Genomic DNA, 25,637 nt, shown 5'->3' with positions numbered 1-25,637 from the left:
CATCAAGTGCCGCGAAACCAGGTCCTGTGGAGCAGCTTGGAGTGCTCGCCACCCTGTCAAGGTGGAGGCCGCGGGTTCAAATCCCGTCAGGACCGCAGCGAACGAAACCCACTCCCTTCGGGGGTGGGTTTTTTCGTGTCCCCGCAGGCCCGCATCGCCCGGCGTTCGAGGGCACCCTTGACGCCGCACCACCCGCCAGGTACCCAGAAACCAGGCCCCGTTCCCCACAGGGCCACGGAGGTGGCGCATGGCGGCTTCGGTCAGGCACGAGACGCGGGCTCTGCTCCGTGCGCACCTGGCGGCCGCCACCTCGTACCGCCACGCGACCCGGCACTGCCCGATCTGCCACCGCCTGCTGCGGCTGGCGATGGACTCCCCGCCGCCCCGGGAGCCGGCGGACGAGCCGCGGAGCCAATCCTCCTAGCGCACATAAGTCAGAGGCAACAAGCCATCTGGCATGTGACGGGTGTCACCGCATAAGTTTTTGAAACGTCGGAACTTACACCTCACCTACAACTGGTCAATTTAATATGTGCAATTGCACCCTCACGAGGGATGGTCCACAGGAGATCCGACACCCCTCCCCAGACTCCGACAAGGTCCCTCACAGAACCCCGCGGCGGCCACGCGCGCACCCACGACCAGGCACAAAAAAGATCGCGCTGGACCCGGCGGAGTCCAGCGCGATCTACGACGCACCCTGTTCAGTTACTTCAAAAGCCTTGGGGCGTGGGCCCTGTTGGGGCAGAACCCGCGTCGCTTGGAGCTGTGCTGTCGGACGTCAGGCGGGTTGGGGGACCTGCCGATTCGCCCGTATTCAGTTGGTCAGGCTTCGCTGCGCTGCTGCGGGATGCCCGCGAGCAGTGCACGGACCTCCGCCTCGCGGTAACGGCGGTGTCCGCCGAGCGTGCGAATCGAAGTGAGCTTGCCGGCCTTCGCCCACCGCGTGACCGTCTTGGGGTCCACACGGAACATCGTGGCGACCTCAGCCGGGGTCAGCAGCGGCTCGGCATCAGGGGTGCGAGCGGTCATGAGCGGCCTCCTCGGGAGAACCGAACCTTCTCGGTTCTTTCCTCTAAATTCTGCACCTTGACCCGCGTTGCCCGAAATGGCGGACGCGAGTCGAGTCGGTTATAGGACGAACGGCTTGTCCTCGGCACTACAACTACACCATCTGTCCAACCGCGTAGGCCAAACCGATGGAATTGCCCTCCCAGGTGTCCATCAGCGACGGAAGCCGATGGACCATGCCATAGCGGACAGTCACACCACTGTGACGATCAGTCACAGGGGTGATCAGGAGTCATCCAGACCCCCCAAAGCGCGCAATACCGAGATTCCGCCCAAAGCATGACGGATGGAGTCCTCCCCGGACTCCTTGTCCTATTTTGGCATGAGGGGGGGCAAGCGGCGCAAGGCATCTGCACGTGCGGTCCGTCACGCTTGAGGGCAATCGCCCGGATCAGGACCTACGTCCCGTGTTGACGAACCGTAAGAATCCTATGCGCATCTGTTCGAAGATGTCAGCCACGTTCGACGGTGCGACAGAGGCGATCGTGGGGTCAGTTCGCCGAGCGCCGGTCCCTGACCGACCGCCAGCGCTCCACGAGCCGTCCGTACGCCTCGCCCGCCGCCGCCCCGTCCCCGGTCCGCAGCGCCTCGATGCCGGCCGCCACGTCCGCCGCCGAGTGGTCGTCCTCCAGCTCGCCGGCCGGCAGGACGTGCACCAGCCCGCCGTAGTCCAGCTCGACCAGGGACCGCGGGTGGAACTCCTCCAGCCAGCGCCCCACGTCCACCAGGCCGTCGATCAGCGGGCCTTCGTCGATCGCGTCCTTCAGGGCCCGCAGCGCCCGCGCCACCCGCCGCCGCGCCTGCACCATCGGCGTCCGGTACCGCAGCATCGGCGGATCGTCCCCGGAGGCCTTGTCGTAGCGCCGCTCCTCGTCGCCGACGAGCACGAACCAGTTCAGCGGCACCTGCCAGGTCGCCGTCCGGATCCACGGCCGGGCATCCGGGTTCCGGGCCAGCCAGCGCTCGTAGTCCTGGGTGGCCTGGTGCCGTACGAGCGGCGGGAGTACGGCGTCCAGGACCGACGGCGGCAGTTCCTCCGCGAGGTCGCCCAGGGCCTGCCAGCCACGCAGCCGGGTGCGCCAGGGGCAGACGCAGACCACGCCGTCGACCTCCACCACGAAGGCGTCGGCGCTCTCGTGCACCGGGACCGGGACCGGCGGGGTGGGCAGCAGGTCGGCCAGGGCCCGGCGGAGCTCGTCCTGGTACGACGGGCGGTCCGGGCGGCGGGCGTAACGCGCCCAGTGGCCGCGCTCCGGCTCGGGGAAAGCGGCCAGCGGCTCGTAGACCCGTAGATAGCTCGCGTACGGAACGATCACCGAGGACACCTTCTTGGGCACGCCTGCTCCCTCCCCCGCCGTCCGCCAGGAAAACCTCCGGAACCCGCTGACAAACGCGCGGGAAAACTATGCAAATCGTCGCACGGACACCCCCCTTCGGTAGGTGATCCTGAACACTGCACGGATGGCGGCCTGACGCAGGCTCTACGCTCATGCCACGGCACCCGCCACCCCTACGGGAGCCTGTCTCCAACCGCCGCCACTTACCCAGGAGTCACCACCGTGACCGACGTAGACAACGGCGTCCTGCACACCCTGTTCCACTCGGACCAGGGCGGTCATGAGCAAGTCGTGCTCTGCCAGGACCGGGCCAGCGGCCTCAAGGCCGTCATCGCCATCCACAACACCGCCCTGGGCCCCGCCCTGGGCGGTACGCGCTTCTACCCCTACGCCAGCGAGGAGGACGCCGTCGCGGACGCGCTCAACCTCGCGCGCGGCATGTCGTACAAGAACGCCATGGCCGGTCTCGACCACGGCGGCGGGAAGGCCGTGATCATCGGTGACCCGGAGCGCGACAAGACCGAGGAACTCCTGCTCGCCTACGGCCGGTTCGTGGCCTCGCTCGGCGGGCGGTACGTCACCGCGTGCGACGTCGGCACGTATGTCGCCGACATGGACGTCGTGGCGCGCGAGTGCCGCTGGACGACCGGGCGCTCCCCTTCGAGCGGCGGCGCGGGCGACTCCTCCGTCCTGACCGCCTTCGGTGTCTTCCAGGGCATGCGGGCCAGCGCCGAGCACCTGTGGGGCGACGCCTCGCTGCGCGGCCGCAGGGTCGGCATCGCGGGCGTCGGCAAGGTCGGGCACCACCTGGTCGGGCACCTGCGGGACGAGGGCGCCGAGGTCGTGATCACGGACGTGCGCGAGGAGTCCGTACGGCGCGTCCTCGACCAGCACCCGACGGGCGTGACGGCCGTCGCCGACACCGAGGCGCTGATCCGGGTCGAGGGGCTCGACATCTACGCCCCCTGCGCGCTCGGCGGTGCCCTGAACGACGACACCGTGCCGGTGCTGACCGCCAAGGTGGTGTGCGGCGCTGCCAACAACCAGCTGGAGCACCCGGGCGTCGAGAAGGACCTCGCCGACCGCGGAATCCTCTACGCGCCGGACTACGTGGTGAACGCCGGTGGCGTGATCCAGGTCGCCGACGAACTGCACGGGTTCGACTTCGACCGGTGCAAGGCGAAGGCCGCGAAGATCTTCGACACGACGCTGGCCATATTCGCACGTGCGAAGGAAGACGGCATTCCGCCGGCCGCCGCGGCCGACCGGATCGCCGAGCAGCGGATGCACGAGGCGGCCGCAGCACGCGGACGCTGAGGTTCCGGTAAGCCCCTCGGCAGCCGTCTTCGGTACCCGTCGGCGACGACTTCGAGAGAACTCTCACGTTCGTCGGCGGGTCGCCTGCCAAGAAGTGGTTAAAATCGCGGTTGACCAGCGAGTACAGGGCACCTCGCGGGTCCTGGAGCCCGGCACGTGCTGCGGGCGACGTACCGTATGGGCGCGGGCTCAGGTACCGTGGAAGCCCTACGGACCGGTCTCTCCACGGAGAGTCCGTTCCAGATCATGAACGCGTGTCAAGACTCTGGGGCCATCGAGCCCCGTATCCGAGGGGGTCGAGCCATGGGGCGCGGCCGGGCAAAGGCCAAGCAGACGAAGGTCGCCCGCCAGCTGAAGTACAGCAGCGGCGGGACTGACCTCTCGCGTCTGGCCAATGAGCTGGGCGCTTCGACTTCGAGCCAGCCGCCGAATGGCGAGCCGTTCGAGGACGACGACGAGGAAGAAGACGACCCGTACGCTCAGTACGCGGATCTCTATAACGACGATGAGGACGAGGACGACGAGTCCGGTCCTCAATCGCAACGTCGCGGTGCGTAATCGCTTGCAGCGCGCTCAGCGGTTAGATCTTCCTGTCAGCTGACTGCACCTCGCCCGGTCCGGGGCATCAAGCACCGGACCGGGTTTTGTGCTGCCTGTCGTACAGCTGCTGTCGTACGGCGGCTGTCGTGGATCAGGCCGAGTAGTCGCCGACCATCTCCGCGCCCGTCGCGTGATCTCCCCGCTCGGTGATCTCGCCGGCGACCCACGCCTCGACCCCGCGGTCGGCCAGGGTTGCCAGGGCCGCGTCCGTCGACTCCTCGGGGACGATCGCGATCATGCCGACGCCCATGTTGAGGGTCTTCTCCAGCTCCAGGCGTTCGACCTGGCCGGTCCGGCCGACGAGGTCGAAGATCGGGGCCGGGGTCCAGGTGGAGCGGTCCACGATCGCGTGCAGGTCGTCCGGGACGACCCGGGCGAGGTTCGCGGCGAGTCCGCCGCCGGTGACGTGCGAGAAGGCGTGCACATCGGTCGTACGGGTCAGCGCCAGGCAGTCCAGCGAGTAGATCCGGGTCGGGACGAGGAGTTCCTCGCCGAGCGTGCGGCCCAGTTCGTCGATCCGCGCCTCCAGGTCGAGGCCGGCCTGGTTCAGGAGCACATGCCGGACGAGCGAGTACCCGTTCGAGTGAAGTCCCGAGGACGCCATCGCGATGACCGCGTCACCCGTCCGGATGCGCTCGGCGCCGAGCAGCCGGTCGGCCTCCACGACGCCCGTACCGGCGCCCGCGACGTCGAAGTCGTCCGGGCCGAGCAGTCCGGGGTGTTCGGCGGTCTCGCCGCCGACCAGGGCGCAGCCGGCCAGCACACAGCCCTCGGCGATGCCCTTGACGATCGCCGCGACACGCTCGGGGTGGACCTTGCCGACGCAGATGTAGTCGGTCATGAAGAGCGGCTCGGCACCGCACACCACGATGTCGTCCATGACCATGGCGACCAGGTCGTGGCCGATCGTGTCGTAGACACCGAGCTGGCGGGCGATGTCGACCTTCGTGCCGACGCCGTCCGTGGCGGAGGCGAGCAGGGGGCGCTCGAACCGCTTGAGGGCGGAGGCGTCGAAGAGCCCGGCGAAGCCGCCGAGGCCGCCGAGGACCTCGGGGCGCTGGGTCTTCTTCACCCACTCCTTCATGAGTTCGACGGCGCGGTCGCCCGCGTCGATGTCGACGCCGGCGGCTGCGTAGGAAGCACCGGAGGGTGAGCCCGTCGACGGAGTCGACTGATCGGATGCAGCAGACATTGCCTGGGATCTTTCGCGTTGATTGATGCGGCGGGGCTTTACGGGCGACGGATCGCGTCGGCCGCGGCCGTGGCGGCCGGACCGGCCGCCAGCTCGGTCTCCAGGAGCTGCTTGCCGAGCAGTTCGGGGTCCGGGAGGTCCATCGGGTACTCGCCGTCGAAGCAGGCGCGGCACAGGTTCGGCTTGGCGATGGTGGTCGCCTCGATCATGCCGTCGATGGAGATGTACGACAGGGAGTCGGCGCCGAGCGAGGTGCCGATCTCGTCGATGGTCATGCCGTTGGCGATGAGTTCCGCGCGGGTGGCGAAGTCGATGCCGAAGAAGCAGGGCCACTTCACGGGCGGGGACGAGATCCGGATGTGGACCTCGGCGGCCCCGGCCTCGCGGAGCATGCGCACCAGCGCCCGCTGGGTGTTGCCGCGCACGATCGAGTCGTCGACGACGACCAGGCGCTTGCCCTTGATGACTTCCTTCAGCGGATTCAGCTTCAGCCGGATGCCGAGCTGCCGGATGGTCTGCGACGGCTGGATGAACGTACGGCCGACGTAGGCGTTCTTCACCAGACCCGCACCGAACGGGATGCCCGAGGCCTCCGCGTAGCCAATCGCGGCCGGGGTGCCGGACTCCGGAGTCGCTATCACCAGATCGGCGTCGACCGGAGCTTCCTTGGCGAGCTTCCGGCCCATCTCCACACGGGAGAGATACACGTTCCGGCCGGCGATGTCGGTGTCCGGGCGGGCGAGATAGACGTACTCGAAGACGCAGCCCTTGGGCTTCGCTTCCGCGAATCGGGAGGTGCGCAGGCCGTTCTCGTCGATGGCGACGAACTCGCCCGGCTCGATCTCGCGGACGTACGCCGCGCCGCAGATGTCGAGGGCGGCGGACTCGGAGGCGACGACCCAGCCACGCTCCAGGCGGCCGAGGACCAGCGGGCGGATGCCCTGCGGGTCGCGGGCGGCGTAGAGGGTGTGCTCGTCCATGAAGACGAGCGAGAAGGCGCCCTTGACCTGCGGGAGGATCGCGTGGGCGGCCTCTTCGATGGTCAGCGGCTTGCCGTCGGTGTCGACCTGGGCCGCGAGCAGCGCGGTGAGGAGGTCGGTGTCGTTGGTGGCCGCGACGCGGGGCGTACGGCCTTCCTGCTTGGGCAGGTCGGCGACCATCTCGGCGAGCTGGGCCGTGTTGACCAGGTTGCCGTTGTGGCCGAGCGCGATCGAGCCGTGCGCGGTGGCGCGGAACGTCGGCTGGGCGTTCTCCCACACGGAGGCGCCGGTGGTCGAGTAGCGGGCGTGACCGACCGCGATATGACCCTGGAGCGAACCGAGCGAGGTCTCGTCGAAGACCTGCGAGACGAGGCCCATGTCCTTGAAGACAAGGATCTGCGAGCCGTTGCTGACCGCGATTCCCGCGGATTCCTGGCCTCGATGCTGGAGGGCGTAGAGCCCGAAGTAAGTGAGCTTGGCGACCTCTTCACCGGGAGCCCAGACTCCGAAGACGCCGCAAGCGTCCTGGGGTCCTTTCTCGCCGGGGAGCAGATCATGACTGAGTCGACCGTCACCACGTGGCACGGCACCGAGTGTAGGCGAGATCGACCACTGGTCCGAATTCGGGTTACTCGCCGGTAGCGGATCACTGGTCGGCAACGGTCCGCACGATCCTGCCGTTTTCGCTGGTCAGCGCGGTGTCGTCGTGATCGACTCGGTGGTCGAACCGGCCGATGAGGAGACCGGGCAGGGCGCGTTCGGTGCCCATGAGTGAGGCGTCGCACATCATTCGGGTGGCCGAGGGACGGCCGAGCGTGATCCGCGCGGCACGGACGGGCCCGCTGGGCGCGTCACCCCATGATCGGCAGCAGCGCGCTCAGATCCGCCCGCTCCCCGCTCGCGCTGACCTTCGCCTCCTCCACGGCGTCCTTCCACCGGGTCCGCCCGGTCGCCAGCCGGAGCCAGGTCAGGGGGTCGGTCTCGACGACGTTGGGCGGGGTGCCACGGGTGTGCCGGGGCCCTTCGACGCACTGCACGACGGCGTACGGCGGGACGCGCACCTCGGTCGAACCGCCGGGGGCCTTCGTGGCGAGGGCGTCGGCGAGGAGGCGGGTGCAGGCGGCGAGTGCCTGGCGGTCGTAGGGGATGTCGAGGCCGGGGACGGCGGCGTTGAGGTCGTCGGTGTGGACGACGAGTTCGACGGTGCGGGTGACCAGGTAGTCGGCGAGGGGGAGCGCGCCGACGTTGGTCTCCAGCAGCCGGGTGCCGGGGTGGGTGTCGAGGAGTTCGCCGAGGCCGCGGTCGATGTCGGCGAGGTAGGCGTCGAGGTCGGGGTGGTCCGCGGCGAGGGTGCGGGTGAAGTCGGCGATGGCCTCGGAGTTGGCCGATGTGGCGAAGGGCCAGTCGAGGAGCACGACGTCCTGCGCGGGCGGGGCGGGGCGGTCCAGGGAGCGGTGGATCGCGGTGAGCGCCATGCCGATGTGCGCGACCAGTTCGCGTACGGTCCAGTCGCCCAGCCGTGTGGGCAGGGCGAGCTGGTCGGGGGTGAGGGTCGCCACCGCCTTCCGTACGTTCCCGAACTGGGCCTGTACCGCGAGGCGGGTCTTGGCCGGGTCGTAGGTACGCGCGCGCTTCTTGGCCGGGGGCATGGCGGTGAGCCTAATCCTCGGGCCGGGTCGCCTCATCGCGTTTTCCGGGGTCAGGCGGGTCCGGTGATCACCGGGCTGTACGACGGCCCCGGGACGCGGCACGGAGCGTGGCCGCCGTTCCCGCACCGGCGTCCTCCGGAAGCCGGGTGTCTTTCTAACCGCTCAGGCGGCACGGCAGTGGTTAGAAAAGCACCCGGCTTCCAGCGACCCCCACCCACCCACCGCTATCGGCCTACCTCTCGCGCTCGCCATGCGCAGCCCGCACCGCCATGACCAGGCCGCTCGACCATGCCAGGCGGACGGAGCGGAAATCCGGGTGGCCCTCCAGGTCGGCCAGCAGGCGGGTCACGGCGACCGCGTGGGACTCCGGCCAGTCCGGCTGAGGGGTCAGGTCGTCGATCAGGTAGGTGCCGCCTGGGGCGACGAGATCCAGGGCCCGTTCCAGGTGGGTGAACTTGCCGGGCCAGGTGTCCGCGAAGACCAGGTCGAAGGGCTCACCGGAGTACTCCTCCAGGCAGTGACCCGCGTCCGCCGTCACGAAGGTCACCCTCGGGTCGGCAGCCAGTTCCTCGCGGGCGATCGCCTGGACGCCGACGTCGAGTTCGACGGTGACCAGGCGCGCGGCCCGGCCCATCCCGCTCAGCAGCCAGGCGGTGCCCTCGCCGACGCCGGTACCGAGTTCGAGGACGCGGCCGGCCGGGCGGGCTGCCGCGAGCACGGCCAGCAGGCTGCCGGTGCGCGCGTCGCAGGACCTGGTGAAGTCCGCGGCGGAGGCCGCAACACGCAGACGAGCAAGGGCAGTTGGGGTGGAGCGTGGGGTGTCGTCCATCCGGCGATGATGCGAGCGCCGTGCCTGCCGCGCAACAGCCGTGTCGGTCGGCTGTCGGTCGTGTCGGTGCCGCGTCGGCGGGTTGTCGGTCGGCGCTGGGAGCGTCCTGAGTACCGGACGGACGATCGTCCGGCAGGCCCGCGACCCGCAAGGAATCGTCATGAACCCCCACGTCACGATCGTCGGCGCCGGACTCGGCGGACTGACCCTCGCCCGCGTCCTGCACCTCCACGGCATCCCCGCCACGGTCTACGAGGCGGATGCCTCCCCCACGGCCCGGCTCCAGGGCGGGATGCTCGACATCCACGACTACAACGGCCAACTCGCCTTGCGGGAAGCCGACTTGATGGACGAGTTCCGCGCCATCATCCTGGAGGGCCGGCAGGCCATCCGCGTCCTCGACCGGGACGGCACCGTCCTGCTCGACAAACCCGACGACGGAACCGGCGGCCGGCCCGAGGTGCAGCGCGGCGAACTCCGGCAGATCCTGCTCGACTCGCTCCCGGCCGACACCGTGCGCTGGGGCCACAAGGTCAGCGGCGCCCGCACCCTCGGCGACGGCCGCCACGAAGTGGCCTTCGCCGACGGCGGCACGGTCGTCACCGGCCTCCTCGTCGGCGCGGACGGCGCCTGGTCACGGGTGCGCCCGCTGCTGTCCGATGCGGCTCCCGTGTACTTCGGGAGGTCGTTCGTCGAGACCTATCTGTACGACAGCGAGACCCGGCACCCGGTCGCCGCGAAGACGGTCGGCGGCGGCTCGCTGTTCGCGCTGGCCGCGGACACCGGAGCGAGCGGGAAGTGGATCGGGGCGCACCGGGAGAGCGGCGAGACCCTGCACGCCTACGCGATGCTGGCCGAGCCGCAGGAGTGGTTCGCCGCCATCGACTTCGACGATGCGGCGACGGCCACCGCACGCATCGCCGCCGAGTTCGAGGGCTGGGCCCCCGAGATCACCGCCCTGATCACCGACAGCGACACCCCTCCCGCCGTACGGCCGCTCAACTCGCTGCCGATCGGCCACCGTTGGGACCGGATACCGGGAGTGACCCTCCTCGGTGACGCCGCGCATCTCTCGCCGCCGGACGGCGAGGGCGCCAACCTGGCGATGCAGGACGGCGCCGAACTCGGCAAGCTCATCGCCGAACACCCCTACGACATCGAGGCCGCGCTCACCGCGTACGAGGCGGCGCTGTTCCCCCGTAGCGCCACGGCGGCGGCCGAGGCCGTGGCCGTCAACGAGGACATGGGCCAGGAGCTGATCAAGGCCTTCGGCCCGGACGTGCGGAGCCAGGGGGAGGGACAGGGGCAGGGGCAGTAGACGTCGGGACGGGAGGGGCATAGGAAAAGCGTTCGTGGAACGGCCGGCCGACCGTTCCACGAACGCTTTCGTCATCCTCGACCCGGGCGCTACGCCAGCAGCGCCGGGATCGTCGCCTCGTGCGCCTCGCGGAGTTCCTCCAGGGTGAGCGTGAACTCGCCCTGGATCTCCACGGATTCACCGTCGACGACACCGATGCGGGTGACGGGCAGACCCCGCGCGCCGCACATGTCGTTGAAGCGCAGTTCCTCCGAGCGCGGGACGGCGACGACCGCGCGGCCCGCCGACTCCGAGAAGAGGAACGTGAACGCGTCCAGGCCGTCGGGCACGATCAGCCGCGCGCCCTTCTCGCCGAGCAGCGCCGACTCCACGACCGCCTGGATGAGACCGCCGTCGGACAGGTCGTGCGCGGAGTCGATCATGCCGTCGCGGGAGGCGGAGATCAGGATCTCGGCCAGCAGCCGCTCGCGCTCCAGGTCGACCTTCGGGGGCAGTCCGCCGAGGTGGTCGTGGACGACCTGGGACCAGGCCGAGCCGCCGAACTCCTCACGGGTGTCGCCGAGCAGGTAGAGGAGCTGGCCCTCTTCCTGGAACGCGACCGGGGTGCGCCGCGCCACGTCGTCGATGACGCCCAGCACCGCGACCACCGGCGTCGGGTGGATGGCGACGTCGCCCGTCTGGTTGTAGAGGGAGACGTTGCCGCCGGTGACCGGCGTGCCCAACTGCTGGCAGGCGTCGGCCAGTCCGCGGATCGCCTCCGCGAACTGCCACATCACCGCCGGGTCCTCGGGCGAACCGAAGTTCAGGCAGTCGGAGACGGCGAGGGGCTTCGCGCCCGTCGTCGCCACGTTCCGGTACGCCTCCGAGAGCGCCAACTGGGCGCCCGCGTACGGGTCGAGCTTCGCGTACCGGCCGTTGCCGTCCGTCGCGATGGCGACCCCGAGGCCGGTCTCCTCGTCGATCCGGATCATGCCCGAGTCCTCGGGCTGCGCCAGCACCGTGTTGCCCTGCACGAAGTGGTCGTACTGCGAGGTGATCCACTTCTTGGACGCCTGGTTCGGGGACGACACCAGCGCCAGGACCTGGTCCCGGAGTTCCTCCGGAGTCCCGGGCCGCGCGAGCTGGTTGGCGTCGTCCGCCTGGAGCGCGTCCTGCCAGGACGGGCGGGCGTACGGGCGCTCGTAGACCGGGCCGTCGTGCGCGACCGTGCGCGGGTCGACGTCCACGATCTTGCCGCCGTGCCAGAAGATCTCCAGCCGGTCGCCGTCGGTCACCTCACCGATGACCGTGGCGATGACGTCCCACTTCTCGCAGATCTCCAGGAAGCGGTCGACCTTCGCCGGTTCGACGACGGCGCACATCCGCTCCTGCGACTCGCTCATGAGGATCTCCTCGGGCGAGAGCGTGGAGTCGCGCAGCGGTACGTCGTCCAGGGTGACGGTCATGCCGCCGGAGCCGTTGGACGCCAGCTCGCTGGTGGCGCAGGAGAGTCCGGCCGCGCCGAGGTCCTGGATGCCGACGACCAGCTTCTCGGCGAAGGCCTCCAGGGTGCACTCGATGAGGAGCTTCTCCTGGAAGGGGTCGCCCACCTGGACCGCCGGACGCTTCGACGGCTTGGCGTCGTCGAAGGTCTCGGACGCGAGGATGGACGCGCCGCCGATGCCGTCGCCGCCCGTGCGGGCGCCGTAGAGGATGACCTTGTTGCCCGCGCCGGAGGCCTTCGCGAGGTGGATGTCCTCGTGCCGCATGACGCCGATGGCGCCGGCGTTGACCAGCGGGTTGCCCTGGTAGCAGGCGTCGAAGACGACCTCGCCGCCGATGTTGGGCAGGCCCAGGCAGTTGCCGTAGCCGCCGATGCCCGCGACGACACCCGGCAGGACGCGCTTGGTGTCGGGGTGGTCGGCCGCGCCGAAGCGCAGCGGGTCCACCACGGCGACCGGGCGGGCGCCCATCGCGATGATGTCGCGCACGATGCCGCCGACGCCCGTGGCCGCGCCCTGGTAGGGCTCGACGTAGGACGGGTGGTTGTGCGACTCCACCTTGAAGGTGACCGCGTAGCCCTGGCCGACGTCGACGACGCCCGCGTTCTCGCCGATGCCGACGAGGAGGGCGTCCGACTGGGGGGCCTTCTCGCCGAACTGACGGAGGTGGACCTTGGAGGACTTGTACGAGCAGTGCTCGGACCACATGACGGAGTACATGGCCAGCTCGGCGCCGGTCGGGCGGCGGCCGAGGATCTCGACCACGCGCTCGTACTCGTCCTTCTTCAGGCCGAGTTCGGCCCAGGGCAGCTCGACGTCGGGGGTCTCGGCCGCGTGCTCGACCGTGTCCAGAGGCGTCCGGCTCATGCGTTGACCAGCTTCTTGAGGATCGAGGTGAAGAAGGGAAGGCCGTCGGTGCGGCCGGACCCGACGAGCGGCTCGACGGCGTGCTCCGGGTGCGGCATGAGGCCCACGACGTTCCCGGCGGCGTTCGTGATGCCGGCGATGTCGCGCAGCGAGCCGTTCGGGTTCAGGTCCAGGTAGCGGAAGACGACACGGCCCTCCGCCTCCAGCTCGTCGAGCGTGTGCTCGTCGGCGACGTAGCGGCCGTCCATGTTCTTCAGCGGGATGTGGATCTCCTGGCCGGCGCTGTAGTCGCTGGTCCAGGCGGTGTCCGCGTTCTCCACCCGCAGTTTCTGGTCGCGGCAGATGAAGTGGAGGTGGTTGTTGCCGAGCATCGCGCCGGGGAGGAGGTGCGCCTCGGTGAGGATCTGGAAGCCGTTGCAGATTCCGAGGACGGGGAGTCCCGACTTCGCCTGCTCGATGACCGTCTCCATCACCGGCGAGAAACGGGAGATGGCGCCCGCGCGCAGATAGTCGCCGTAGGAAAAGCCGCCCGGGAGGACGACGGCGTCGACCTGGTGGAGGTTCTTGTCCTTGTGCCAGAGGGCTACCGGTTCGGCACCGGCGAGACGGATCGCGCGCTGGGTGTCGCGGTCGTCCAGGCTGCCGGGGAAAGTGACGACGCCAATACGAGCGGTCACTTCGCGGCCTCCGCGACTTCATCGACGCGCACCGTGAAGTCCTCGATCACGGTGTTCGCGAGGAAGGATTCCGCAAGATCGTGGATGCGGGCGAGCGCGGCCTCGTCGACCGGTCCGTCCACTTCCAGTTCGAATCGCTTTCCCTGACGTACGTCGGAGATCCCGTCGAATCCCAGGCGCGGCAGTGCGCGCTGCACCGCCTGGCCCTGGGGGTCGAGGATCTCCGGCTTGAGCATGACGTCGACTACGACGCGTGCCACGGGCACTCCCGGTGGTGTGGTGCTGAGCAGGTCCCTGCAGGTGACTTCAGACTACCTGCACAAAATTTCTACGCGGGTAGAGTTGTAGGAAACTACGTGATGACCATCACGATCTGGTGTCGGGCAGGGGTCTTCACGAAAAGTTCAGGGAAAGATCCCGGATCGATCCCGGTTCCCTATTGCGCGGAGACACGCGGGAAGATTTAGTCGGGCTTCACATTGCATTGCCGGGCACTGTACAAATGAATTGGCAATAGCCGATACTTTGCCCATTAACAGGCGGACAGTCGACATCTCCGCACCTCCGTGGCGTCTCCGTACGTCCTCACGGATAGAGGTGTCGGAGGGGTCGCACGAAGGGACCGATATTCGTGGCGCAGAAGGTCGTGGTCACTCTCTTTGACGACATCGACGGCTCGGAAGCGGCGGAAACGATCGCCTTCGGACTCGACGGCAAGTCGTACGAGATCGACCTGAATCAAGCCAATGCCAAGAAACTGCGTAAGGCGCTCGCGCCCTACGTGGACGCAGGTCGCAAGCGGTCGAGGTCGGGCAAGGCCTACCGCCAGACCGAGGTGGCACCCGACCCGGCGGCCGTCCGGGCCTGGGCCCAGGCGAACAAGATGGACGTGCCGGCGCGCGGACGCATCCCCAAGAAGGTCTACGAGGCGTTCGCCGCCGCGCAGTAGGACGTGAGCCGACAGCCGGTCACCGGCCCCTCGGGACAACCGACTTGCGCTGCACCCCTCCCGGTCGGCTAGAGTTCGGAACACGCCGAGGGGCGAGGCCGAAAGGCCCAGCTCACGGAGTACATGCGGGTGTAGTTCAGTAGCAGAACATCCCCCTTCCAGGGGGAAGGCGCAGTGTGCAATTCCTGTCACCCGCTCTGCGGCATCACCGTCCGGACCACTCTGTTGGATCGGGTAGGCTGGTGCTCGCGCCGATCGGTGAGAGCCGGTCGGAGGCAATGCGGACGTAGCTCAGTTGGTAGAGCGCAACCTTGCCAAGGTTGAGGTCGCCAGTTCGAACCTGGTCGTCCGCTCCAGCGAAAACCCCGGTCCGGGTGGACCGGGGTTTTTTGTGTGCCCGGAGCCGTCTGACATTTGTCATGCCGAGTGATGACACCGCGCACTGCTCCCGCGCCCCCGCCGCCGGGACGCTGAAGCCATGGACACCAACGAACACGAACACGTGATTGAGGTCACCGACCTACGCCGTGTGTACGGGGGCGGGTTCGAGGCCGTGCGGGGGATCACCTTCTCCGTGCGGCGCGGGGAGGTCTTCGCGCTCCTGGGCACCAACGGCGCCGGCAAGACGTCCACGGTCGAACTCCTGGAGGGCCTCGCACCGGCGTCCGGCGGCCGGGTGCGCGTCCTCGGCCACGACCCCTACCGCGAGCGGGCCGCCGTACGGCCGCGGACCGGGGTGATGCTCCAGGAGGGCGGGTTCCCGTCCGAGCTGACCGTCGCCGAGACCGCGCGGATGTGGGCCGGGTGCACGAGCGGGGCGCGGCCCGAGGCGGAGGCGCTCGGTCTTGTCGGGCTCGCGCGGCGGGCGGACGTACGGGTGAAGCAGTTGTCCGGGGGTGAGCGGCGGCGGCTCGATCTCGCGCTGGCGCTGCTCGGGTCGCCCGAGGTGCTGTTCCTCGACGAGCCGACGACCGGGCTGGACGCCGAAGGGCGCCAGGACACCTGGGAGTTGGTGCGGGCGCTGCGGGACGGCGGGACGACCGTGCTGCTGACCACGCACTACCTGGAGGAGGCGGAGGGGCTCGCCGACCGACTCGCGATCATGCGTGAGGGGCGGATCGCGGTCACCGGGACCCCGGCCGAGGTGACCGCCGGGCGGCCCTCGCGGATCTCCTTCGAACTGCCCGCCGGATTCTTCGTGGGAGACCTGCCGCCACTCGCCGAGCTGGGGGTCGTCGGGCACGAGGTGGCCGGGAGGGTCGTACGGCTGGAGACGCACGAGTTGCAGCGGGCGGCGACCGGGCTGCTGGTGTGGGCCGAGCGGGGACGGGTCGAGCTGCGGCGGCTGGAGATGCGGTCGGCCTCGCTGGAGGAGGCGTTCCTCGGGATCGCGCGGGAACAGGGGGTGGCGGCATGAGTACTACGACGACTCCGGCCGGGCGGCTGCGGGCGCTGGGGCGGGCCGAGCTGAGCCTGCTCGGGCGGAACCGGAACGCGGCGGTCACGGCGCTGTTCGTGCCGCTGGCGCTGCCGTTCGGTGTGCGGCCCGCGATCGACCAGCTGGATCTGAAGGGGGAGGGGCTGTCGGTCGGCTCGGTGATGCTGACCGCCGCGATCGGCTTCTCGCTGCTCTTCGCCGTGTACTCGTCGCTGGTGAGCGCGTTCGTCGCACGGCGGGAGGAACTGGTCCTCAAGCGGCTGCGCACCGGCGAGCTGGGCGACCCCGAGATCCTCGCCGGGACCGCGCTGCCGTCGGTGCTCCTCGGGCTCGTCCAGTCGGTGCTGCTCGCGGTGGCCTGCGCGCTGCTGCTGGGCGCGGGGGCCCCGGCGATGCCCCAACTCGTCGTCCTGGGGCTGCTGTTCGGGCTCGTGCTGAGCGCCGCGCTGGCGGCTCTCACGGCCAGTGTGACCAGGACGGCGGAGAGCGCGCAGGTGACCGCGCTGCCGGTGGTGCTGGTATCGATGATGGGGTCCGGGATCATCGTCCCGCTCCAGTTCCTGTCCGACCGGGTCGCGGACGTCTGTCAGTTCCTCCCCTTCTCCCCCGTGATCCGGCTGATCGGCGGCGGCTGGACCGGCGACCTGTCCGCCTACGACGCCCTCGGCGCCGTCGTGACCGCGCTGGCCTGGACCGTCCTCGCGGTGTTTGCTGTACGCCGGTGGTTCCGCTGGGAACCGCGGCGCTGAGGTACGGGGACCACGTGATGCAGGCATCCGGCGGCTGGTGGGGACGGAAGAGCACGCCCGGGAAGGTCGAGACGTACACCCGGTGGTCCTTCCACTTCTTCGCCCTGATCGAGGTCGCCTCGCTCGGACTGCCGCTGTTCGCGCAGGTCGGGGCGGGTACGGCGACCTGGCTCGCGGCCCTCGTGGCCGTGCACGCGCTGAGCTGTTCCGCGACCGCGTCCCGGGCGCTCGACTGGACCCGCGACCGGCGCGCGCGGCCCGTACGGCTGATGTGGTTCCTCGGCGCGGTGACCGTGCTGATCGCCCTGGTGGCGCTGGTCCTGCGCGAACGGGGTCCCGCCGACGACCAGGCGCGGGCCGCCGCGAGCACGGTCTTCGTGGGGGTGCTGACCTTCGGCGTCGGAACGCTGACGCTCGGGATGCGCGGGCCGCGGCAGATCCTCGCGGTGGTGACCGGTGCGGTCGCCGGCACGCTGCTCGCCCAGCTCCCGCTGGAGGTGGCCGCCCCGGCCGCGCTCGGCACCGCGCTGGGCGTGCTCATCGCGGGCGGCGGGCTCGCCTTCACCGCCGCGTTCTCCGTCTGGCTCCTCGACGCCGTCTACGAACTCGACGAGGCCCGCGAGACCCGCGCCCGCCTCGCCGTCGCCGAGGAACGGCTCCGGTTCGGCCGCGACCTCCACGACGTCATGGGCCGCAACCTGTCGGTGATCGCCCTGAAGAGCGAACTGGCCGTGCAGCTGGCGCGCCGGGGACGGACCGAGGCCGTGGAGCAGATGATCGAGGTCCAGCGGATCGCCCGCGAGTCCCAGCGCGAGGTACGCGAGGTCGTACGGGGCTACCGCGAGGCCGACCTCCGGCTCGAACTGGCGGGAGCGCAGGGCGTGTTGAGCGCCGCGGGCATCGAGTGCGAGGTGACGGGCGACGCGGCGGGACTGCCGGTCGAGGTCCAGTCGGCGCTCGGCTGGGTGGTCCGCGAGGCGACGACGAACGTGCTCCGGCACGGGGATGCGGGGCGATGCGTGGTGGAGGTACGGGTGACCGGGGGCCGGGTCGTCCTGACCGTCGAGAACGACGGCGCGAAGGTGGCGGACGCACTGCCCGAGAGCGGCAGCGGGGCAGGACTGATCGGACTACGAGAGCGACTGACCGCGATCGGCGGCGAACTGGAGGCGGGCCCCGTGGACACCGACCACTTCCGCGTGACAGCCACGGTCCCGGTGCCCTCGGCGATGGGGGCGGGGGGCGGCGTCTCATGAGGGGGGTGCGCGCGGGACGTCGGCGGGGTGCCGGGGGCGGGGGTTCCGGTGACCGGAGGCGTCGTACGGCCTCCGCGGGCCGCGGGCGAGGACGCCTCACCGTCAACCTGGGTATCCCGCCGCGCTACGCGCGAGGCCGAGAGCCCGGCGGCCGGAAGCGTCGCACAGCCTCCGCCGACCACAGGCGAGGACGCCTTGCGATCGACCGAGGCATCCCGGCGCGCTATGCGCGAGGCCGAGACTCCGACAGCCGGGAGCGTCATGCAGCCTCCGATGGCCGCGGGCGACGACGCCTCACCGTCAACCTGGGTATCCCGGAGCGCTACGCGCGAGGCCGAGAGCCCAGTGACCGGAAGCGTCAGGCAGCCTCCACAGACCACGGGCGACGACGCCACACCGTCAACCTCGGCACCCCGGCGCACCGCGCCCGAGGCCGGGAGCCCGGTGGCCGGAAGCGTCGCACAGCCTCCGCGGGCTGCGGGCGAGGACGCCTTTTGCGATCGACCGAGGCATCCCGGGCGCGCTACGCGCGGGGCAGAGACTCCGGCAGCCAGGAGCGTCATGCAGCCTCCGCAGGCCGCAGGCGACGACACGTCACCGTCGACCTCGGCATCCCGGCGCACTGCCCGCAAGGCCAAGAGCCCGGCAGCCGGAAGCGTCGCACAGCCTCCGCCCGCCGCAGGCGAGGACGCCACACCGTAGACCTCGGCATCCCGGCACACTGCGCGCAAGGCCAAGAGCCCGGCAGCCGGAAGCGTCGCACAGCCTCCGCCCGCCGCAGGCGAGGGCGCCTCGTTGGCGCCCGGCGACCTCCTTCCCTCCCTATCTCGACCAGGAGCACCCCATGACCGGAGCCGTCGTAAGACTCCTGCTCGCTGATGACGAGCACCTCATCCGGGGGGCGCTTGCCGCGTTGCTCGGGCTTGAGGATGATCTTGTGGTGGTGGCCGAGGCGGCGAGTGGGCCCGAGGCGTTGGCCATGGCTCGGGCGCATGAGCCGGATGTGGCGGTGCTCGATCTGCAGATGCCGGGGGCGGACGGTGTGAAGGTGGCCACATCGCTGCGGGCCGAACTGCCCGGCTGCCGGGTGCTGATCGTGACCGGGCACGGGCGGCCGGGGCATCTGAAGCGGGCACTCGCGGCCGGGGTGCGCGGGTTCGTGCCGAAGACGGTCAGCGCGCAGCGGCTCGCGGAGATCATCCGTACGGTGCATGCCGGAAACCGTTACGTCGACCCCGAGTTGGCCGCCGACGCGATCTCCGCCGGGGACTCCCCGCTGACCGCCCGCGAGGCCGAGGTGCTGGAACTGGCCGCCGACGGGGCGCCGGTCGCGGAGATCGCCGAACGGGCCGCGCTCTCACAGGGCACCGTGCGCAACTACCTCTCCTCCGCCGCCTCGAAACTCGGTGCCGAGAACCGTCATACGGCAGTGCGTCTCGCACGCGAGCGAGGTTGGGTATAGTTGCTCTCGCGCCACGGCGCAGCGCGGACGTAGCTCAGTTGGTAGAGCGCAACCTTGCCAAGGTTGAGGTCGCCAGTTCGAACCTGGTCGTCCGCTCAAAGCAAGAACCCCGGTCCGGGTGGACCGGGGTTCTTTCGTTCCGCTAGCTCCAGCTCAGGCCCGTCAGGCGCTCGTACGCCTCGATGTACTTCGCCCGGGTCGCGTCCACGACCTGCTGCGGCAGCGGCGGCGGAGGCTGCTCGCTCCTGCGGTCCCAGCCGGACTCCGGCCCGGTCAGCCAGTCGCGCACGAACTGCTTGTCGTACGACGGCTGCGCGCGCCCCGGCTCCCACTCCTCGGCCGGCCAGAACCGGGACGAGTCCGGGGTGAGGACCTCGTCGCCCGCGACCAGCGTCCGGCCGTCGTAGCCGAACTCGAACTTCGTGTCCGCGAGGATGATCCCCCGGTCCCGCGCGATGTCCCGGGCCCGCCCGTAGACCGCGAGGGTCGCCTGCCGCAGCTGCGCGGCGGTCTCCGCGCCGACCTGCCGGGCGACCTCCTCGTACGACACGTTCTCGTCGTGCTCCCCCACGGCCGCCTTGGTGGCCGGGGTGAAGATCGGGGCCGGGAGTTCGCTGCCGTCGACCAGGCCCTCGGGGAGGGCGAGTCCGCAGACCGTGCGGGAGGCTTCGTACTCCAGCAGGCCCGAGCCGGTGAGGTAGCCGCGGGCCACGCACTCGACCGGGACCATCTGGAGGGACTTGCAGATCAGCGTGCGGCCCGCCCAGTCGGCGGGGGCGCCGGGCGGGAGGTCGGTGCTGAGGACGTGGTGGGGGATCAGGTCGGCGAGCTGGTCGAACCACCAGAGCGAGAGCTGGGTGAGGACGCGGCCCTTGTCGGGGATCTCCGTGGGCAGCACCCAGTCGTACGCGGAGATGCGGTCGCTGGCGACCATCACGAGCTCACCCGCCTCGTTCTGGTACAGCTCGCGCACCTTTCCGGTGTGGAGGTGCGTCAGGCCAGGAACCTGGAGCGGCTCGGGCTTTTCTACGAATCCGGACACGGGTTCCTCCAGTGGGTCTGTCCAACTGGCTCGATTGTCCCGTATGCGGGGCCGACCGCCGGTCGCGGGGTTGGCCGACCGCTGGTCACAGGGTCAGTGGTGCTTGCAGATGCGGTCCAGGAGGTTGGCCGTGGCCCGCTGGACGCGGGCGTCCACATGGCCGGGGCGGTCCAGGGCCGGGGACCAGGCGAAGGTGCCGGAGGCGAAGACGAGGGAGCCGGACGGCGCGCGGTACAGGGAGGTCTCCTGGTGGCGGAGGGCGCCCTCGCCGTCCGTGTACGGGGAGTGGGCGAGCAGGATGCGCTCGTCGTGCGGGGGGAGCTGGGTGCGCGGGAAGTACCGGTCGGCCTCGCCCGCGACCAGGCCCTCGATCGGGTCGCCCTCGCCGGCGCCGGTCGCCTCCCACAGCCAGTGGTCGGCGTTGCGCACGATCAGGGGGTGCGGCTCGGGCACCCGGCCCGCGTACTGGATGCCCACCACCTGCTGCTCGGGACGGTCGACCTCACGCCACAGCACCGGTTTGCCCGGGCCCCGGCGCTTGCGGCAGGTGAGCAGGCGGTCGGGGACGCCGGACGGGGAGGGCCCCAACTCCACTTGCCAGTACATGGTGTTGGCGGAGAGGAAGACGAGGGACGTGCCGTGCTCGCGGGCGAGTTCGACGGTACGGCGCATGGGCTGCGACCAGTACTCGTCGTGGCCAGGGAAGACCAGCCCCCGGTAGCGGGTGGGGTCCACGCGGCCCGAGTGCAGGTCGCGGGCGTCGGCGTAGGCGAGGTCGTAGCCGTAGCGCTCGGCCCAGCGGATGAAGTCGTAGGCGTGGCCCACGTGGAGGGGGAGGCCCGCGCCCGCGTACGGGCGGTCGAAGGAGACCGTCGTGGCCGCCTCGGACTCGCCGAGGAGACGGCCGTCGCCGTCCCAGGCGTGGTAGAGGCTCGCGCCGATGCGGCCGTCCTCCGGGTAGAGGTTGTACGCCTGCCAGGTGATGTCCGGCAGGAGGAGGAGCAGGTCGGCGGGGTGGTTGTCGCGGACCGTGAAGGGGATGTGCGAGCGGTAGCCGTCGGCGGTGGTGAGGACGGCGACATACGCGCCGATGCTCCAGTAACCCGGGATCTGAAGGCGCCAGGACAGCCACCAGTGGTGGCAGGAGACCGTGCGGTCGGCGGTGAGCGGCGGGGGCTGCACGATGCCCGAGAGGCGCGGGCTGGTGGTGATCTTCGCGGCGCCGTCACCGCCGTAGTGGCCGATGCGGTAGATGTCCACGGCGAACTCCTGCGGCGGGTCGACCGTGACATGGAAGTCGAGGGCCTCGCCGGGGGCGACCGCGCCGGCGGAGGTGAACCCCTTGATCTGGCGGCGGACGTCGTCGGCGGAGCGGGGGGCGCCGCCGGAGCCGCGCGGGGCGGGGACCTTGGGGGCGTCTCTGCCGGAGGTGTGGGCGGGGGCCGGGTCCACGTACCAGGGGACGACGTGGCCGGTGTCGTCGAAATAGGTCTCGCTGCCCCGGAGCCAGGGGACGGGGCCCTGCCCGAAGGGGTCCGTGACGGCGTGCGCCAGCGCTCCCGACTCCCAGCGGCGGATCTGCTCCGACCCCATGGCCGCTCCCCTCCTTCATGCCCCCGTAGTGGTCCTTCGTTCAACTGTCGTATGTCGCGTGCTCTTGCCACGTACGGGATCGGGCCCAGCACATCACATTAAGCACGCACCCTGTCACTGGTCGTCGCTAATTGACCAAAAGTGGAGGACTCGATTCCGATACGGGCGGGTGGTGCTGTGGCTCGGGTGGTGTGCGAGTGCGGCGGCGTGGGCGCTGGTCACGCGGTTCCCCGCGCTCCTGAAGGGCATGGGGGCGGGCGGGATCGGAGCGCTGACCGGAGTCAGACGAGGCGGACAGGTTTCTCGGGGCGTATGCCGAGGTCGATCAGCCAGGCCCGCAGGGGGGCCGGGTCGCCGTCCTCGACGAGGCACAGGACTCTCGGGGCGAGATCGGCCGCCCGCTCGCCGTTCACGAGCAGCGTCGGGCCGTCGAGCCAGTCGAGGCCGGGGGTCGCCCCCGCGGTGTCCATCGCGGCGCAGCACACCATCGCCGTGACGTGGTCGGCGAGCAACTCCCGTCCTGTGCGCGGCGGTTGGAGCGGGAAGAGGGGGAGCGAACCGTCGTCCCAGAGTGCCGTGTCGGGCCCCTGGCCGGGCGGGGCCGAACTCGGAGGCGGGGCCGCGCCCTCCTCGCGCGCCAGCTCCGCGGTGAGGCCCGCGGCGAGGGCCGCGCTGTGCGGGGACCCGCTCTCGCCGAGCTCCTCGTCGTCGTCGGCCGCCATCGCCCTGTACGGCTCCGGCTCGGGGAGGGGGGTGTCCAGGGGCGAGGGCGGAGTGGTGACCGTCCCGAACGGTCCCGCGCCGTGGGTCTCCCCGTCCGGCTCGCCGTACCGGGCGGACTCCGCCGTCGGGTCCGTCAGATGGTCCACCACCCGGGCCAGGGTCGGGGCGTCATGGTGGGGCGTGGCCGGGTCGGGGGCGCGGCGGACACCGAGGGTGTCCAGGACGCGGTGGAGACGGGCCGCGTCCGTGCGCCACTTACGGTCGACGACCTCCTCCGGATACTCCTGCCAGTCCACCGGCGCCCAGTCGGGACCGGCCTCGGCCGGGCCGCCGTGGAAGAGGCGGGCGGCGAGGAGCGAGGTCGCCTCGTCGATCGAACCGGGCTCTTCCAGCAGGTCACAGGCGGGGCGCTCGCCGAGCCGGGAGGCGAAGCCCTCGGCCAGGCGGTCGCGCCGGGACAGCTCGGTGAGAGCGGCGACCACGCCCGCGTCCAGCCGGGACGGCCAGCGGCCCATCCGCCACGCGGGCAGCGCGACCCGGGTCAGCAGCCGGTCCCAGCCCGCGTACGCCAGTCCCACCTGCTCCTGGGCGACGATCCGCAGGCCGTAGTCCACCGCCTGTGCGCGCTCGGCGGCAGCGGCGGCCACGCCCCGCTCCATCTCGGCCGCGTGGCCCCGGCAACCGCGCAGCAGCAGCCGGGCGACCCAGCCGACACCGGCGAGCACCGAACGGACCACGGGCCCGCGGGGTGCCGACGTCACGGCCACCGCCGCGTCCAGCCCGCGCACGAACCGGCGGGCCGCGGCTATGTCCGGATGCGCGGAGGGTCCCGTGCCGGCGACGACCGGCGCGAGCACCGCGCGCAGCTCACCCACCCGCATCCACCACAGGAACGGCGAGCCGATGACGAGGACGGGCGAGGCAGCCGTACGACGGGAACGGCCCGGGGTGAGGCCCCGTACGCCCGTGATCTCGTCGCGGTCCTCCTGCGGGGGCGGGCCGTGGGCCGGATGGGTGCGGTCCTCCAGCCAGCTGTCGCAGTCCGGGGTGAGCGCTATCGCGGAGGGTGCCGGGACATCCAGGCGGTCGGCCAGGTCACGCACCATGCGGTACAGGTCCGGGGCGGACTCCTCGGCGATCGCGACCGTGGGACTGACCGCGGGGCGGGCCCGCGCGACGACCAGCGCGATGGCGCCGGCCGCGAGCAGCACGACGACGGCGGCCACGCCCATGACCCAACGGGAGACGTCCCAGCCCCGGCCCACGAGATGGCCGGTGGAACCGCCCGCGAGCAGGATCACCGCGACGGCCGCGGGCAACAGGGCGACTGCCAGCGCCCGGCTGCGGATACGCAGCACGGCCAGGGCCCTGGACCGCGCCGCCTGCGCGCCCGCCTCCACACCCATACCGGTCACGACCGGACCTCACCCCCTCCGTGCTGTCCCGCTCTGCTGGCGTTGCTCACTCCCCCACTGTGGCACCCGTCACTGACATCGCAATGCCGGTGGGCCAAGTGCCGGAACGCTTGCGCCGCACCATAGTTGGGGCCCCGGCCCCCGTCAGCCGGTTGGGGCATCGGTCACTCGATGGAATGGCTCAGGGGAAAGGTGGATGACAGAGGGCAAGGATCAGGCCCCGAATCGTGAGACGGATTCGGGGCCTGTGGGGTTCATCGGAGGCCGGTGATACCGGGTGTTTCGGGGCGGTGCCGGGGTGGCGGAGCGCCGGGGTGTGGCGGACTGCCGGGGGCTGCGGGGGTGCCGGGTGCTGTCCGGGGCTGCGGGGGTGCCGAGTGCTGTCGGGGCGGTTGGTCGCCCGTTACGCGTCCGCCGCCGCCCGCGCCGCGATGTCCGTGCGGTGCTGGGAGCCGTCGAGGCGGACGCGGGCCACGGCCGCGTACGCGCGCTCGCGGGCCTGGGTGAGGTCGGTGCCGGTCGCCGTGACGGACAGGACGCGGCCACCCGCGCTGACGACCGTGTCGCCGTCGTGCCTGGTCCCGGCGTGCAGCACATACGCGTGCGGGGCGTCCTGCGCGGCCACCTCGTCCAGGCCGGTGATCGGGTCGCCGGTGCGGGGGGTGCCGGGGTAGTTGTGCGAGGCGATGACGACGGTGACCGCCGCGTCCTCGCTCCAGCGCAGGGGGGCGAGGTCGTCCAGGGTGCCGTTCGCGGAGGCGAGCAGGACGCCGGCCAGCGGGGTCTTCAGCCGGGCCAGGACCACCTGGGTCTCCGGGTCGCCGAAGCGGGCGTTGAACTCGATGACCCGCACACCGCGGCTCGTGATCGCGAGACCGGCGTAGAGGAGGCCGGAGAAGGGGGTGCCGCGGCGGCGCATCTCGTCGACGGTGGGCTGGAGGACGGTCTGGAGTACCTCCTCCACCAGCTTCGGGTCGGCCCACGGCAGCGGGGAGTACGCGCCCATGCCGCCGGTGTTCGGGCCCTCGTCGCCGTCCAGCGCGCGCTTGAAGTCCTGCGCGGGCTGGAGGGGTACGACGGTCACGCCGTCGGTGATCGCGAACAGGGAGACCTCGGGGCCGTCGAGGAACTCCTCGATGACGACCCGCTCGCAGGCGTTGGCGTGCGCCTTCGCCGCTTCGAGGTCTGCGGTGACGACGACGCCCTTGCCCGCGGCGAGGCCGTCGTCCTTCACGACGTACGGCGCACCGAAGGCGTCCAGGGCCTCGTCGACCTCTGCGGGGGTCGTGCAGACGTAGGAACGGGCGGTCGGCACACCGGCCGCCGCCATCACTTCCTTGGCGAAGGCCTTGGAGCCCTCCAGCTGCGCGGCTTCACCGGAGGGGCCGAAGACCGGGATGCCCGCCTCACGCACGGCGTCGGCCACGCCGGCGACGAGGGGGGCCTCCGGACCGACCACGACCAGCTCGGCACCGAGCTTCGTCGCCAGTTCGGCTACGGCCGCGCCGTCGAGGGGGTCCACCCGGTGCAGCTCGGCCACCTCGGCGATGCCTGCGTTGCCGGGGGCGCAGTGCAGGGCGGTGACGTTGGGGTCTAGGGACAGGGAGCGGCAGAGGGCGTGTTCGCGGGCACCGGTACCGATGACGAGGACCTTCACGGGGTCAGCCTAGGTCACCGTGGGGGTGGGGCGGG

Annotated in this window: 23 protein-coding genes and 4 tRNA genes; 13 read left to right on the top strand and 14 right to left on the bottom strand. The window is 70.8% G+C overall.

Going from position 1 to position 25,637, the window contains the following annotated elements; translation table 11 throughout:
* Positions 1 to 20: 20 nt before the first annotated feature.
* Both ACIRB1_RS23150 and ACIRB1_RS23145 read left to right on the top strand, forming a co-directional pair.
* Positions 21 to 95, top strand: a tRNA-Asp gene (locus ACIRB1_RS23150).
* A 152-nt stretch (positions 96 to 247) separates the two neighbouring features.
* Positions 248 to 424 (top strand): DUF6274 family protein, encoded by a 177-nt coding sequence (locus ACIRB1_RS23145; protein WP_352179689.1) that lies wholly within the window; start codon positions 248 to 250, stop codon positions 422 to 424.
* Positions 425 to 825: 401 nt separating this feature from the next.
* Here the strand turns inward: ACIRB1_RS23145 and bldC are convergent, their stop codons facing one another.
* Positions 826 to 1,032: a developmental transcriptional regulator BldC gene (gene bldC / locus ACIRB1_RS23140; RefSeq protein ID WP_003949541.1), complete on the bottom strand. Its 207-nt coding sequence runs from the start codon at positions 1,030 to 1,032 to the stop codon at positions 826 to 828.
* 530 nt (positions 1,033 to 1,562) lie between these two features.
* The gene (locus ACIRB1_RS23135) at positions 1,563 to 2,408 is read right to left on the bottom strand and encodes a hypothetical protein (protein ID WP_352179690.1); all 846 of its coding nucleotides are present in this window, start codon (positions 2,406 to 2,408) and stop codon (positions 1,563 to 1,565) included.
* A gap of 222 nt (positions 2,409 to 2,630) precedes the next feature.
* On the opposite strand from ACIRB1_RS23135, the gene ACIRB1_RS23130 reads away from it, so the two are divergent.
* Together ACIRB1_RS23130 and ACIRB1_RS23125 are read left to right on the top strand one after the other, a co-directional pair.
* Complete coding sequence (locus ACIRB1_RS23130) at positions 2,631 to 3,725, top strand: Glu/Leu/Phe/Val dehydrogenase dimerization domain-containing protein (protein WP_352179691.1); 1,095 nt, start codon at positions 2,631 to 2,633, stop codon at positions 3,723 to 3,725.
* Between the two features lie 303 nt (positions 3,726 to 4,028).
* Entirely contained in the window at positions 4,029 to 4,283 is a 255-nt protein-coding gene (locus ACIRB1_RS23125) for a DUF3073 domain-containing protein (RefSeq protein ID WP_352179692.1), read from the top strand.
* A 133-nt stretch (positions 4,284 to 4,416) separates the two neighbouring features.
* On the opposite strand, the gene purM is transcribed toward ACIRB1_RS23125, so the two are convergent.
* From purM to ACIRB1_RS23100, 5 genes are all read right to left on the bottom strand, one after another.
* Complete coding sequence (purM, locus tag ACIRB1_RS23120) at positions 4,417 to 5,517, bottom strand: phosphoribosylformylglycinamidine cyclo-ligase (protein ID WP_352179693.1); 1,101 nt, start codon at positions 5,515 to 5,517, stop codon at positions 4,417 to 4,419.
* Between the two features lie 38 nt (positions 5,518 to 5,555).
* A complete protein-coding gene (purF, locus tag ACIRB1_RS23115; protein ID WP_352179694.1) occupies positions 5,556 to 7,082 on the bottom strand; it encodes an amidophosphoribosyltransferase in 1,527 nt (508 codons plus the stop codon).
* Positions 7,083 to 7,143: 61 nt separating this feature from the next.
* Complete coding sequence (locus ACIRB1_RS23110; protein ID WP_352180083.1) at positions 7,144 to 7,317, bottom strand: META domain-containing protein; 174 nt, start codon at positions 7,315 to 7,317, stop codon at positions 7,144 to 7,146.
* Positions 7,318 to 7,348: 31 nt separating this feature from the next.
* Entirely contained in the window at positions 7,349 to 8,146 is a 798-nt protein-coding gene (locus ACIRB1_RS23105; RefSeq protein WP_352179695.1) for a sterol carrier family protein, read from the bottom strand.
* A 232-nt stretch (positions 8,147 to 8,378) separates the two neighbouring features.
* A complete protein-coding gene (locus ACIRB1_RS23100; RefSeq protein ID WP_403466767.1) occupies positions 8,379 to 8,975 on the bottom strand; it encodes an O-methyltransferase in 597 nt (198 codons plus the stop codon).
* Between the two features lie 160 nt (positions 8,976 to 9,135).
* On the opposite strand from ACIRB1_RS23100, the gene ACIRB1_RS23095 reads away from it, so the two are divergent.
* Positions 9,136 to 10,293: an FAD-dependent oxidoreductase gene (locus ACIRB1_RS23095; RefSeq protein ID WP_403466766.1), complete on the top strand. Its 1,158-nt coding sequence runs from the start codon at positions 9,136 to 9,138 to the stop codon at positions 10,291 to 10,293.
* A gap of 89 nt (positions 10,294 to 10,382) precedes the next feature.
* Here the strand turns inward: ACIRB1_RS23095 and purL are convergent, their stop codons facing one another.
* From purL to purS, 3 genes are read right to left on the bottom strand one after another with little or no spacing between them, the layout of a single operon-like run.
* Positions 10,383 to 12,641 (bottom strand): phosphoribosylformylglycinamidine synthase subunit PurL, encoded by a 2,259-nt coding sequence (purL, locus tag ACIRB1_RS23090; protein WP_352179697.1) that lies wholly within the window; start codon positions 12,639 to 12,641, stop codon positions 10,383 to 10,385.
* Positions 12,638 to 13,318 carry a phosphoribosylformylglycinamidine synthase subunit PurQ gene (gene purQ, locus ACIRB1_RS23085; RefSeq protein WP_352179698.1) on the bottom strand — a complete coding sequence of 227 codons (681 nt, stop codon included), beginning with the start codon at positions 13,316 to 13,318 and terminating at the stop codon, positions 12,638 to 12,640. Before purQ ends, purL begins: the two co-directional genes overlap by 4 nt.
* The gene (purS, locus tag ACIRB1_RS23080; RefSeq protein WP_266770661.1) at positions 13,315 to 13,578 is read right to left on the bottom strand and encodes a phosphoribosylformylglycinamidine synthase subunit PurS; all 264 of its coding nucleotides are present in this window, start codon (positions 13,576 to 13,578) and stop codon (positions 13,315 to 13,317) included. Before purS ends, purQ begins: the two co-directional genes overlap by 4 nt.
* Positions 13,579 to 13,949: 371 nt before the next feature.
* On the opposite strand from purS, the gene ACIRB1_RS23075 reads away from it, so the two are divergent.
* The 8 genes from ACIRB1_RS23075 to ACIRB1_RS23040 all read left to right on the top strand — a co-directional run bounded on the left by ACIRB1_RS23075 (position 13,950) and on the right by ACIRB1_RS23040 (position 19,268).
* Positions 13,950 to 14,267, top strand: a complete 318-nt coding sequence (locus ACIRB1_RS23075) for an Lsr2 family protein (protein ID WP_019073805.1) — start codon at positions 13,950 to 13,952, stop codon at positions 14,265 to 14,267.
* Between the two features lie 125 nt (positions 14,268 to 14,392).
* Positions 14,393 to 14,464, top strand: a tRNA-Gly gene (locus ACIRB1_RS23070).
* Positions 14,465 to 14,547: 83 nt separating this feature from the next.
* Positions 14,548 to 14,623, top strand: a tRNA-Gly gene (locus tag ACIRB1_RS23065).
* 122 nt (positions 14,624 to 14,745) lie between these two features.
* Entirely contained in the window at positions 14,746 to 15,684 is a 939-nt protein-coding gene (locus tag ACIRB1_RS23060; protein ID WP_352179699.1) for an ABC transporter ATP-binding protein, read from the top strand.
* The gene (locus tag ACIRB1_RS23055; RefSeq protein WP_403466765.1) at positions 15,681 to 16,454 is read left to right on the top strand and encodes an ABC transporter permease; all 774 of its coding nucleotides are present in this window, start codon (positions 15,681 to 15,683) and stop codon (positions 16,452 to 16,454) included. The genes ACIRB1_RS23060 and ACIRB1_RS23055 overlap by 4 nt, the downstream gene beginning before the upstream one ends.
* 17 nt (positions 16,455 to 16,471) lie before the next feature.
* Positions 16,472 to 17,710 (top strand): histidine kinase, encoded by a 1,239-nt coding sequence (locus ACIRB1_RS23050; protein WP_352180084.1) that lies wholly within the window; start codon positions 16,472 to 16,474, stop codon positions 17,708 to 17,710.
* Between the two features lie 844 nt (positions 17,711 to 18,554).
* The gene (locus ACIRB1_RS23045) at positions 18,555 to 19,172 is read left to right on the top strand and encodes a response regulator transcription factor (protein WP_352179701.1); all 618 of its coding nucleotides are present in this window, start codon (positions 18,555 to 18,557) and stop codon (positions 19,170 to 19,172) included.
* A gap of 23 nt (positions 19,173 to 19,195) precedes the next feature.
* Positions 19,196 to 19,268, top strand: a tRNA-Gly gene (locus ACIRB1_RS23040).
* 46 nt (positions 19,269 to 19,314) lie between these two features.
* Here the strand turns inward: ACIRB1_RS23040 and ACIRB1_RS23035 are convergent.
* The 4 genes from ACIRB1_RS23035 to purD form a co-directional block, all read right to left on the bottom strand.
* Positions 19,315 to 20,214 carry a phosphoribosylaminoimidazolesuccinocarboxamide synthase gene (locus ACIRB1_RS23035; protein ID WP_352179702.1) on the bottom strand — a complete coding sequence of 300 codons (900 nt, stop codon included), beginning with the start codon at positions 20,212 to 20,214 and terminating at the stop codon, positions 19,315 to 19,317.
* Between the two features lie 93 nt (positions 20,215 to 20,307).
* Entirely contained in the window at positions 20,308 to 21,807 is a 1,500-nt protein-coding gene (locus ACIRB1_RS23030; protein ID WP_352179703.1) for a N,N-dimethylformamidase beta subunit family domain-containing protein, read from the bottom strand.
* A gap of 281 nt (positions 21,808 to 22,088) precedes the next feature.
* Positions 22,089 to 23,936: a hypothetical protein gene (locus ACIRB1_RS23025; RefSeq protein WP_403466845.1), complete on the bottom strand. Its 1,848-nt coding sequence runs from the start codon at positions 23,934 to 23,936 to the stop codon at positions 22,089 to 22,091.
* Between the two features lie 412 nt (positions 23,937 to 24,348).
* Positions 24,349 to 25,602 carry a phosphoribosylamine--glycine ligase gene (gene purD / locus ACIRB1_RS23020; protein ID WP_352179704.1) on the bottom strand — a complete coding sequence of 418 codons (1,254 nt, stop codon included), beginning with the start codon at positions 25,600 to 25,602 and terminating at the stop codon, positions 24,349 to 24,351.
* Positions 25,603 to 25,637 lie beyond the last annotated feature (35 nt).

It is taken from the genome of Streptomyces sp. NPDC096013, from assembly GCF_044763565.1.
Taxonomy (GTDB): domain Bacteria; phylum Actinomycetota; class Actinomycetes; order Streptomycetales; family Streptomycetaceae; genus Streptomyces.
The sequence above is the reverse complement of the archived record's forward strand: the minus strand, read 5'-3'. Positions and strand labels throughout refer to the sequence as shown.

Coding starts and splice junctions, on each gene's coding strand:
- ACIRB1_RS23095 (WP_403466766.1), top strand. CDS start 9,136: ATGAACCCCCACGTCACGATCGTCGGCGCCGGACTCGGCGGACTGACC.
- ACIRB1_RS23060 (WP_352179699.1), top strand. CDS start 14,746: ATGGACACCAACGAACACGAACACGTGATTGAGGTCACCGACCTACGC.
- ACIRB1_RS23055 (WP_403466765.1), top strand. CDS start 15,681: ATGAGTACTACGACGACTCCGGCCGGGCGGCTGCGGGCGCTGGGGCGG.
- purM (WP_352179693.1), bottom strand. CDS start 5,517: ATGTCTGCTGCATCCGATCAGTCGACTCCGTCGACGGGCTCACCCTCC.
- ACIRB1_RS23050 (WP_352180084.1), top strand. CDS start 16,472: ATGCAGGCATCCGGCGGCTGGTGGGGACGGAAGAGCACGCCCGGGAAG.
- ACIRB1_RS23145 (WP_352179689.1), top strand. CDS start 248: ATGGCGGCTTCGGTCAGGCACGAGACGCGGGCTCTGCTCCGTGCGCAC.
- ACIRB1_RS23100 (WP_403466767.1), bottom strand. CDS start 8,975: ATGGACGACACCCCACGCTCCACCCCAACTGCCCTTGCTCGTCTGCGT.
- ACIRB1_RS23125 (WP_352179692.1), top strand. CDS start 4,029: ATGGGGCGCGGCCGGGCAAAGGCCAAGCAGACGAAGGTCGCCCGCCAG.
- purL (WP_352179697.1), bottom strand. CDS start 12,641: ATGAGCCGGACGCCTCTGGACACGGTCGAGCACGCGGCCGAGACCCCC.
- ACIRB1_RS23025 (WP_403466845.1), bottom strand. CDS start 23,936: ATGGGTGTGGAGGCGGGCGCGCAGGCGGCGCGGTCCAGGGCCCTGGCC.
- ACIRB1_RS23030 (WP_352179703.1), bottom strand. CDS start 21,807: ATGGGGTCGGAGCAGATCCGCCGCTGGGAGTCGGGAGCGCTGGCGCAC.
- ACIRB1_RS23105 (WP_352179695.1), bottom strand. CDS start 8,146: ATGCCCCCGGCCAAGAAGCGCGCGCGTACCTACGACCCGGCCAAGACC.
- bldC (WP_003949541.1), bottom strand. CDS start 1,032: ATGACCGCTCGCACCCCTGATGCCGAGCCGCTGCTGACCCCGGCTGAG.
- ACIRB1_RS23045 (WP_352179701.1), top strand. CDS start 18,555: ATGACCGGAGCCGTCGTAAGACTCCTGCTCGCTGATGACGAGCACCTC.